The organism is Curtobacterium sp. MCBD17_030, assembly GCF_003224255.1.
Lineage (GTDB): Bacteria > Actinomycetota > Actinomycetes > Actinomycetales > Microbacteriaceae > Curtobacterium.
The window spans coordinates 51,018-60,385 of the sequence record NZ_QKLI01000021.1; the positions used below are offsets into that span (position 1 = coordinate 51,018).

Sequence of the window (9,368 nt, forward strand, 5' to 3'; positions counted from 1 at the left end):
ACCGACGCCAGGCCGAGGGTGGCTGTTACGGTCCTCGGGACGGAAGGACGCGACATGGACGCGAGCAAGTACCTCCCGCCGTTCACCCAGGGGCAGCGCGGAGACACGGACGCAGACCAGCGGGACGACCAGGACGGCACGTCGGCATCAGGGCCCGCCGGCTGGACGGGCGAACGCCAGATGGTGGACGCGGGCGGCACCGAACACGAAGCCACCTACGCCGACTTCCTCGGCGACCAGGTCGACGACTGACGCTCCGGCCGAGCCTGACCGGTTGACCAGAGGTCAGGCTGCGGGGGCGGGGCCGTCCGCGGGTGCCCCGCCGGACTCCAGCGGCAGGTCCTCCTCGGCTGCAGCCCGCTCATCCGCATGGCCGGCGTCGACCGCAGCCGCCTTCGCCTCGTCGATGGCCTCCTGCGAAGCCTGCAGCGCGTCGTCGTTGCCGGGGTGTCCCTGATCAGTCATGGCCGCCACGCTACGCGGAGGTCGCTGGATCGGCTCGACGGGGCAACTCGACGCCGGGGAAACCCGGGACACCACGACTCCCCGGTGCGTCGTAGTCCACCGCCGAGGTCGGCGCGAGCGAGGTCGGCATCGCCGGTGCGGGTATGCCACCGTGCGCATCGGCAGCGTCGAGCACGGCGCGGGTCGCGGCAGCAGCCACCCGGAGCGCCTCCGCGAGCGGCATCGCCCGGAGCGCGGGCGTGCGGACCTCCACACCCCACGGCTCGTCGAAGCCCAGGCCGCGGGCGGTGCGGACGAACCCGGGCAGGTCCCATGCCCCGGTGCCGGGCAGGTAGCGACCGTTCCGGGACTCGTCGGCCAGCGTCATGCCGTTCGGGATGTGCAGGAGTCCGTCGCTGAGTTCGACGGCGGCGAGCGTGGACGGGACGACCCCCTGACCGATCGACGCCAGGGTCGAGCCGCCGCGGAGCGCGTGCATCGCGTCGAGGAGCAGTCCGCCGTTCGGATGCCCGGCGGCGACGAAGCGGGAGGCCCGCTCCGCAGTGGCCAGGTTCGACCACGGCTCCGGTTCCAGGACCAGTCGTGCCCCGACGCCCTCACTCTGGACGGCGAGCCGGTCCCATGCCTCGGCCATGCGGGGGAGCGGCACGGCCGGCACGGCGTGGTCGGCGCGGACCACGACCTGCCAGGCGCGGAGGGTCGCAGCAGCCTCGAGGAGCACCCCGCGGTCGGCGTCGTGCTCGGAACCGCGGCGCCACCAGTCCCCGAGCGTGCCGACCTGGACCCAGACCACGCCGGCGTCGTCGAGCATCCGCCGGAGTGCGGCGAACCCGGTGGTGGCACGGACCTCGTGCAGGTCGTCGAGTGCGAGTGCGAGCCCGGAGAACCCGGCTCGGCCGACGGCGCTGACACGCTCGTCGACGGATTCGCGGCCAGCCCACGTCCAGGACGTGGCGAGCAGGTCGTGTTCCTCCACCGGATCACCTCCATGATCCGGACGTGCTCCACTGCGTCGTTGCAGCTGCTGCACACCCTGTCTGCGGATCGCTGCCTCGACCCGTCCCCCGGGCTCCGACGCAGCGTCAGGCACGGTTCTACGCCCGGTGTCTCCGAACGCTCCCAGCCCGCCGGGTCGACGAGCCACCCGTCATCCGATGGACATGGACTCGATCGCACCCGTTCGGCGTGCATGACGTTCGAGGACCAGCCAGATCGCGACCCCGACCACGCCCCACGCGATCCCGGCGATGACCGAGAGGGAGGACTCCATCAGGAGCGGTGGACCGCCCGTCGCCGTTGCCCTCCCTGCTGCCACCACGTGTGCGACGGGCAGGACCTGGGCGATCGACTGCAGGGGCGACCAGAGCGTCGCCACCGGCGCGACCGCGCCGCACAGCACGGTCAGCCCCTGCTCAGCGATGTTCGGGACCAGCATGCTGTCGCGGAGCACGAGCCCCAGCGCGGCGATCGACAGGCCGAGGCCGACCGAGACGACGGCGGCGAGGACGATGAGCCCGAAGACCGGGAGGGCCTGGGCGATCGAGGGGGCGTTCCTCGTGACGGCGAAGCTCGCGACCACGCTCACGATTCCCTGGACCACCCCGATGCTGGTCACGACGAACACGCGGGCAGTCCACACCAGCGCGCGGTTCGCTGGCGCGATCACGATGAAGGGGAGGGTCGCGTGCACTTGATCCGCGCTCAGCAGCGAGGACGACGACATCGTCGACATGACGCCAGCCACCGCCAGGCCCGCAGCGACCGCGTCCGGCGGCTCGATGCTCGATGTGCCGCTCGCGGACGCGACCGCGAGGTAGAGCGCAGCGAGCAGCGTCGGGGACCCGATGAGGACAACGAAGACCGTCGGACCGTTCAGGAACTCCGGCCGGGCCCGCACTGCGATCACCATGGCGTTCACGAACCCTCGCATCAGCTCAGACCCAGGGTCCCGGAGATGGTCGCCCTCCGGACGGCCGCGCGCATGGCGATCCCGGCCGCGACGAACCACACGGCAGAAGTCGCGGCCGTGAGGAAGGAGAACGCGACGGTGGTCATCAGGTCGGGCTGATCGGCGGCGGACACGGCGGAGGTGATCGGGAAGAGGTAGGCGACCGGAACGATCCAGTCCGGGAGAGCACCGAGCGGGATCACCACACCGGAGGCCAACCAGACGGGTGTCACGATCAACGACTCGTAGACCGTTGCCCCGCGGAGGACCACGAACACCGCTGCGAGGACGGACGCCGACGCGCTGCACGCGATGACGCAGGCGGCGATCACGACGACGCTTCCGCCCGTCACGGTCGGATGACCGCCGGTGACGAACTGCGCTGCGAGGGTCAACGGGAATCCCACCAGACCGATGAGCGCCGCTGCGGAAGCGAGGCTCCCGAACACGATCCCGGGCGGGAGCGTGCTGATCGCCATGTGCTCGAGCGTGCCCTGGAACCGTTGGAAGCCGATGATCCCGACGGCCAGGGTCGTCGTCGACCACACGCCAGCGATGCCAGCGACCAACCACAGGTCGTGGGGGACTGCGCGGCCGGACCCGGACAGCCCCAGTGTCCGCAGCACTTCGAACACGAGGGCGGACGAGACGCACTGGTGTGCGAAGAACGGGATGCGGAGCAGCTGCCGCCCGTGGAACCACGTGAGCAGGGCCAGCGTCCTCACGCCGCTCCGACCTTCGTGATGAACGCCAGGTAGGCCTCTTCGAGCGTGACGTCCCGTTGGACGGACCAGTCAGGTGTGATCTCCAGCGACCGGAAGAAGTCGGCAGTCGGTGCGAGGCCGTGTCCGATGAGATCGACGCGGTAGCCACGCCCGTCTTCCCGAGGGACGACCGCGGCGATCTGCGGATGCGCGAGCATGCGTTCCTCGCCGATCCCGAGATCGGCGGTCCACAGGGTGATGGCGCTGTCGACACCGCCGAGGGAGGCGATGTCCCGCGCCGACCCTCGCGCGACCGTCTTCCCGCCCGTGATCACCACGAGCTCGTCGGCCAGCTCATCGGCCTCCTGAAGGTGGTGGGTCGTCAGGAGGATCCCGCACCCCTTCGAGCGAAGGCGTCGGACGAGGTCACGGAGGTCTCTCGCGCCTTCCGGGTCGAGACCGATGGAGGGCTCGTCGAGGAGCAGGGCGACCGGGTCGTTCAGAACGGCGCGTGCGATGTGGAGCCGCTGCTTCATCCCGCGCGAGTACGTCTCCACCCGATCACGTTCGCGTCCGACGAGGCCGACGAGGCCGAGCGCATCCCGGACCTTCGCTTCGACACTCCGCCGGGGGAGCCCGGCGAGGGTTGCGAAGAAGCGGAGGTTCTCCAGAGCGCTTGCTCGCATGTAGAAACCGCGGTCGCCGCCCAGGACGAGCCCGAGGTGCTTCCGCGCCTGTTTCGGCGTCCGGACGGCATCGACACCGTTGACGGAGACCGAGCCGGAAGACGGCTGCAGCAGGGTGGAGGCCATCTTGATGGTGGTCGTCTTCCCAGCACCGTTCGGGCCGAGTACCGCCACGACCGCACCTCGCGCGATCGGGAGGTCCACTTCGTGGACGGCGACGAGCGCGCCGGCGCCGTGCCCGAACCTCCGGGTCACGGAGTCCAGTTGGAGTGCGAGAGCTTCAGTCAAGTTCAGCGCCCGATCTGTGTGCAGATGCACCGAGCGGGTCCTCGCCGTGCCGTTCGATCACCCGCTGCGCCGCGGCCGTTCGACCAGCAGCGTCGAGAGCCGCGGCGAGGATCTTCCTCGCACTCGACAGGCGCAGTGGAGCCCCTTCGCCCCCGAGCATGACGACGGCCCGTTCGGCGCAGGACGCAGCCCGCGGGAAGTCGGACGCTCGGTAGGCCACGTAGGCGGCGTACGACAATGCCTCCGGCAGTGATCCTCGATGCGCTTGCGACACGTTCTGGACGTGGGTCAGTGCGCCCTCCAGAGCGGCCGACCATCCGTCCGACATCGCGGCGACCTGCACTGCGTTGAGGTCGATCTGAGCAGCGTAGCGGGCACGCTGGTCCGGCTCGACCGAGACCAGATCCCCGGTGCGGGCTTCCCTGGCGGCGACCCCCAGGAGTCCTCTGGCCCGCTCGAGTTCACCGTTCATGGAACAGGCGAGCGCGTGGAGGTTGCGTGCTGTCGCTCGCATCGCGTTCCCGTCACCGTCGGACATGAGGTTCTCTCCAACCCATCGCTCGAGCAAGACGTCGAGTTCTGCGAGTGCCGCCACCCCACCTCCGGTGTCCCGGTCGCGTTTGATGCGCATCGCCGCGATCCGGATGTGCGCTGCTGCGATCACGTCTGGTGTGGTGTCGAACGCTGACCCGACGGACCGGAACGACACTTCAGCGAGGGCGGTTCGTCGGCTCGCCAGTGCCGACCCCAGCCAGCCGCGCAGCCGGGCCATGGCCGGACGACGTCGACTGCTGAGCAGTTCCTCGGCCATCTCTGCCGCCGTCGACCAGAAGCCTGCGATCGAGACGACTGCGTCGAGTTCTGCGATGGCACCTTGCTCGCTGAGTTCGCCGGAGTCCCACCGGGCTGCGAACGGAGCAGCGTCTCCGAGCGGGTCTTCGACGATGGGATCTGCGCCGAGTTGGACCTGCGCGAGGGAGAAGAACTGTGCGGGTTCAGGGCTCGTTCTGACACCGAGGTCCGTCAGGTAGTTCGGGACCTGTTCCGGTCGGTGCTTCATCGGGGTGGTCACGGAAGCCAACGCGAGCCGCCGAGGAAGGGCGGGACTCACGGCTTCCAACGCCCCACGGCTGTTGGCCGCGGTCAGTTCCCTTGCGCGCTCGAGGACGCGCCGTTGTCTCGCTTGTTGCACGGTGTTCCCTCATCCGGGGCTGGTCCCCGACACCGGGGCTGCTCTCGCTCGCCCCGATGCCGGACGTCGATCAGGCGTGTGCCCAGGGCTGGAGGACCGTGGAGACGAAGCGGTCGTCCGCGAGTTCTGCCGTGATGGTGTCGATGCTCAATGTGCTCACCTCCTCAGTGCGGTGCACCGACCGTACCACTGATGTTCTGGATTGCAGTTCCGGGTACCGGAACGGCATCGCGTCTCCCGCTCAGACGATCCGCGTCTCGACCGTGCCGACGCCGGCGACCGCCCCGCGCAGCACCGACCCGCGGGACACCGGGCCGACGCCGTCCGGAGTTCCGGTGAAGAGCAGGTCGCCCGGTTCGAGGCGGACCGCCCGCGACAGCACGGCGATGGTCTCGGCGACGGACCAGATCTGGTCGGCCAGGTCGCCGGACTGCCGCAACTCCCCGTCGACGTGCAGGGTGATGCTGCCCGAGCTCGGGTCGACGCCGCCGGCGGGGACGATCGTGCCGATCGGTGCGGATGCGTCGAACCCCTTCGCCAGGTCCCACGGCCGCCCGAGCCGCTTCGCCTCGGCCTGCAGGTCACGCCGTGTCAGGTCGATGCCCACCGCGTAGCCCCAGACCAGGTCCAGGGCATCGGAGACCGCGACGTCCCGGCCGCCGGCTCCGAGTGCGACGACGAGCTCGACCTCGTACTCCAGCTGTGCGGTGAGGGCCGGGTACGGGGTGTCACCGCCGTCGGTGACCACGGCGTCCGCGGGCTTGTCGAAGAAGAAGGGCGGCTCGCGGTCCGGGTCGTGTCCCATCTCGCGCGCGTGCGCCGCGTAGTTGCGCCCGACGCAGTGGATGCGCCGCACCGGGAACCGGCCGCCGGTCGCGGTGGGGACGGACGGGAGGCCCGGGGCCGGGACGACGAGGTCGGTCACGCGTCCAGCGGGGCCGGCCGGGCGGGGAAGACGAAGCGGTTCATCGCCCAGTACCGGAAGCCCATGGCGATGAGCGTGCCGATGACGGGTCCGCTGATGAAGTCGGCCAGCTCCTGCCCGGCGAGGGACACGTTCGGCACCTCGAGTCCGAAGACGTACCGGGAGATCCAGAGCGGCGCCGAGTTCAGCGCGATGCCGATCAGGCTGACGACGAGGAACAGCAGCAGCTCGTGTCCGGTGCGCAGTTCACCGCGGTCGCCGAAGGACCACTTCTTGTTGAGGAAGTAGGAGACGACGGTCGCGACGGTGATGCCGATCGCCAGGGCGGTCACCGGGTGCTGCGGCATGACGAAGAACTTCAACCCGTAGTTGATGCCCATCGTGATGACGAAACCGAGACCGCCGACGACCAGGAACCGGAGCGCCGGGTGTTCGACGAGCGACCGGACGGAGAACGACTGCACCGGCCAACCCTAGACCGGCGTCGCCGGGCACCCGCTGACCGGCTCGCCTTCCGGACCGACAGTCTGTTCAGCTGCCCGTTCAGTTGCCGGGTGCCGCACCTTCGGTCTCACCACGTCCCGGATCACCGCCGGTGCCGCCGTTGGACGGCTCGTCCTGCGGCCAGCCGGTGAACTCCCATCCGGAGACCGCTTCGTGGTCCTCGCCCTTCGTGTAGGCGAACTCACGGGCGGCGGCCCGCGCATCGGTGAGTGCGGTGAGCAGGTCGGCGAACCGGCCGCTGCCGTCCGCGACGCGGGTGAGGGCGTCGTGCGCCAGGGCGTAGCGGTCCATCTCGTTGCGAATGAGCATGTCGAACGGGGACGTGGTGGTGCCCTGCTCGAGGAAGCCGTGGACGTGCAGGTCGTCGTGCCCGTGCCGACGGTACGTCAGGTTGTGGACCAGCGAGGGGTAGCCGTGGAAGGCGAAGACCGCCGGCGTACCCGGCAGGAAGACCTCGTCGTACCGCTCGTCCGATGCCGGGTGCTCGTGCTTCCGTGGGTCGCCGATCGAGAGCAGGTCCACGACGTTGACCACACGGACACCGACGTCCGGGGCGTGCTTCCGGATGATGTCCGCGGCAGCGAGGGTCTCGACGGTGGGGACGTCCCCGGCGCTGGCGAGCACGACGTCGGTGCGGCCCACGGCCTGCTCCGTCCCGGCCCAGTCCCAGACGCCGAAGCCGGCGTCGGCGTGCGCGATGGCGTCCTCGAGCGACAGGAACACCGGTTCGGGGTGCTTGCCGGCGACGATCACCTCGATGCGGTCCGTGGTCTCCATCGCGTGCGCGGCGACGGCGAGCAGCGTGTTGGCGTCGGCGGGCAGCTTGATCCGGATGAGGTCCTGCTGCTTGGAAGCGACGACGTCGAGGAACCCGGGGTCCTGGTGCGAGAAGCCGTTGTGGTCCTGGCGCCAGACGTGGGAGGACAACAGGATCGTCAGGTTCGAGACGGGTGCGCGCCAGTCGATGTCGGTCGCGGCCTCGAGCCACTTCGCGTACTGGCCGACCATCGAGTCGATGATGTGGGCGAACGCCTCGTAGGTGTTGAAGACGCCGTGGCGTCCGCTGAGCACGTATCCCTCGAGCATGCCCTCGAGCAGGTGTTCCGAGAGCACCTCGATGACCCGACCGCGCGCGGCCATGTGTTCGTCGCCCTCGGCCCGGCGAGCGCGCCAGACCCGGGTGGTGACGTCGAACACGGCATCGAGTTTGTTCGAGATCGTCTCGTCGGGGCCGAACAGCCGGAAGTCCGACGGGTTGCGCTGGATGAGTTCGGCGACCCACGGCCCGAGCGTCCCGGTGGCGGAAGCGGTCTCTCCGACGGGAACGGCGAAGCGCTCGAGCCCCGGCCGGTCGAGCGCGGTGCGGATCCGGCCACCGTTGGCGTGCGGGGTCGCGCTCATCCGGGTGTCACCGGTCGGCCGGATCGTCTCGAGCAGACCGATCGGCCGGGCGTCCGCGTCGAAGAGCTCCTCGGGTCGGTAGGAGCGCATCCACTCCTCGAGCTGCTCGCGGTGCTCGTCGTTCTCGCGGACGTTCGGCAGCGGCACCTGGTGGGCGCGGAAGGTGCCCTCGACCTGCTGCCCGTCGACCACCTTCGGGCCGGTCCAGCCCTTCGGGGTGCGCAGGACGATCATCGGCCAGCGCGGGCGGAGGTCCGCGGCGCCGGCCATCTCGCCGGCGGCGGCACGGGCGGCCTGTGCGCGTGCGGCGGCCTGGATGTCGTCGATGGTGGCGAAGGCCCGGCGGAGGGCGCCGTCGAACAGGGCGTGCACCGCGAACGGGTCGTGATCGACACGGCCGGAGTCGACGACGATCGGCTCGTAGCCGAGCCCGCGGAAGTAGGCCTGGAGGTCCTCGTCCGGGATGCGCGCGAGGACCGTCGGGTTCGCGATCTTGTAGCCGTTGAGGTTGAGGATCGGCAGGACCGCCCCGTCCGACACGGGGTCGAGGAACGTGTGTGCCTGCCACGACGCCGACAGCGGACCGGTCTCGGCCTCCCCGTCACCGACGACGCACGCGACGACGAGGTCCGGGTTGTCGAGGGCCGCTCCGTACGCGTGCGCGAGGGAGTAGCCGAGCTCACCGCCCTCGTTGATCGAACCGGGGGTGTTCGGTGCCGCGTGCGACGGGATGCCACCCGGGAACGAGAACTGCTTGAAGAACTTCCGCAGACCCTCGGGGTCGGGGGTGATCTCCGGGTAGAGCTCGTTCCAGGTGCCCTCGAGCCAGGCGTTCGCGTTCATCGCGGGACCACCGTGCCCGGGGCCGCAGATGTACAGGACGTCGCGGCCGGTCTCGCTGATCACGGCGTTGAGGTGTGCGTACACGAGATTGAGCGCGGGCGAGGTGCCCCAGTGACCGAGCAACCTCGGTTTGATGTCGGACGGCTCGAGCGGCCGTTCCAGCAGCGGGTCGTCGAGCAGGTAGATCTGCCCGACGGTGAGGTAGTTCGCGGCGCGCCACCAGGCGTCGATCGCGCGGATGCGGTCGGTGGACGAGTGCGGCGTCGACATGCTGCCCAGGCTACGAGGACGCCGATCCGGGGAATCCAGAAATCTCTCCAATCCGATCCGTGGACGGCCCCGAACCACTGTCACAAGCCGGGAAACACCCGCAGCGCTCACCAGCAGCTCACCGCTGGTTCTCCACCCCTTC

The 9,368-nt window shown here is 70.0% G+C and carries 10 protein-coding genes; 1 reads left to right on the plus strand and 9 read right to left on the minus strand.

All coding sequences use genetic code 11. The annotated features are described in order from the left end of the window. Positions 1-54: 54 nt before the first annotated feature. Positions 55-252, plus strand: a complete 198-nt coding sequence (locus tag DEI89_RS14925) for a hypothetical protein (protein WP_110904844.1) — start codon at positions 55-57, stop codon at positions 250-252. A gap of 33 nt (positions 253-285) precedes the next feature. On the opposite strand, the gene DEI89_RS14930 is transcribed toward DEI89_RS14925, so the two are convergent. From DEI89_RS14930 to DEI89_RS14970, 9 genes are all read right to left on the minus strand, one after another. Next, on the minus strand, positions 286-465 hold the full coding sequence (locus tag DEI89_RS14930; protein ID WP_146236822.1) for a hypothetical protein: 180 nt from the start codon (positions 463-465) through the stop codon (positions 286-288). A 10-nt stretch (positions 466-475) separates the two neighbouring features. Further along, positions 476-1,441 (minus strand): sugar phosphate isomerase/epimerase, encoded by a 966-nt coding sequence (locus DEI89_RS14935; RefSeq protein ID WP_181421686.1) that lies wholly within the window; start codon positions 1,439-1,441, stop codon positions 476-478. Between the two features lie 171 nt (positions 1,442-1,612). Further along, positions 1,613-2,374 (minus strand): ABC transporter permease, encoded by a 762-nt coding sequence (locus DEI89_RS14940; RefSeq protein WP_181421687.1) that lies wholly within the window; start codon positions 2,372-2,374, stop codon positions 1,613-1,615. Between the two features lie 20 nt (positions 2,375-2,394). Then, positions 2,395-3,138, minus strand: coding sequence for an ABC transporter permease (locus tag DEI89_RS14945; RefSeq protein ID WP_181421688.1), 744 nt, complete (start codon positions 3,136-3,138; stop codon positions 2,395-2,397). Continuing rightward, a complete protein-coding gene (locus tag DEI89_RS14950; RefSeq protein WP_258366321.1) occupies positions 3,135-4,058 on the minus strand; it encodes an ABC transporter ATP-binding protein in 924 nt (307 codons plus the stop codon). The genes DEI89_RS14945 and DEI89_RS14950 overlap by 4 nt, the downstream gene beginning before the upstream one ends. Before the next feature lie 25 nt (positions 4,059-4,083). Further along, a complete protein-coding gene (locus DEI89_RS14955) occupies positions 4,084-5,163 on the minus strand; it encodes a hypothetical protein (protein WP_110904849.1) in 1,080 nt (359 codons plus the stop codon). Positions 5,164-5,524: 361 nt separating this feature from the next. Then, a complete protein-coding gene (locus DEI89_RS14960) occupies positions 5,525-6,208 on the minus strand; it encodes a fumarylacetoacetate hydrolase family protein (protein ID WP_110904850.1) in 684 nt (227 codons plus the stop codon). Then, a complete protein-coding gene (locus DEI89_RS14965; RefSeq protein WP_111044535.1) occupies positions 6,205-6,672 on the minus strand; it encodes a GtrA family protein in 468 nt (155 codons plus the stop codon). The genes DEI89_RS14960 and DEI89_RS14965 overlap by 4 nt, the downstream gene beginning before the upstream one ends. 79 nt (positions 6,673-6,751) lie before the next feature. Next, positions 6,752-9,226 (minus strand): phosphoketolase, encoded by a 2,475-nt coding sequence (locus tag DEI89_RS14970; protein WP_110904851.1) that lies wholly within the window; start codon positions 9,224-9,226, stop codon positions 6,752-6,754. Positions 9,227-9,368 lie beyond the last annotated feature (142 nt).

What these genes read in the sequence shown, in the direction of transcription:
- DEI89_RS14925 (WP_110904844.1), top strand. Translation starts at nt 55, where the DNA reads ATGGACGCGAGCAAGTACCTCCCGCCGTTCACCCAGGGGCAGCGCGGA.
- DEI89_RS14970 (WP_110904851.1), bottom strand. Translation starts at nt 9,226, where the DNA reads ATGTCGACGCCGCACTCGTCCACCGACCGCATCCGCGCGATCGACGCC.
- DEI89_RS14940 (WP_181421687.1), bottom strand. Translation starts at nt 2,374, where the DNA reads ATGGTGATCGCAGTGCGGGCCCGGCCGGAGTTCCTGAACGGTCCGACG.
- DEI89_RS14930 (WP_146236822.1), bottom strand. Translation starts at nt 465, where the DNA reads ATGACTGATCAGGGACACCCCGGCAACGACGACGCGCTGCAGGCTTCG.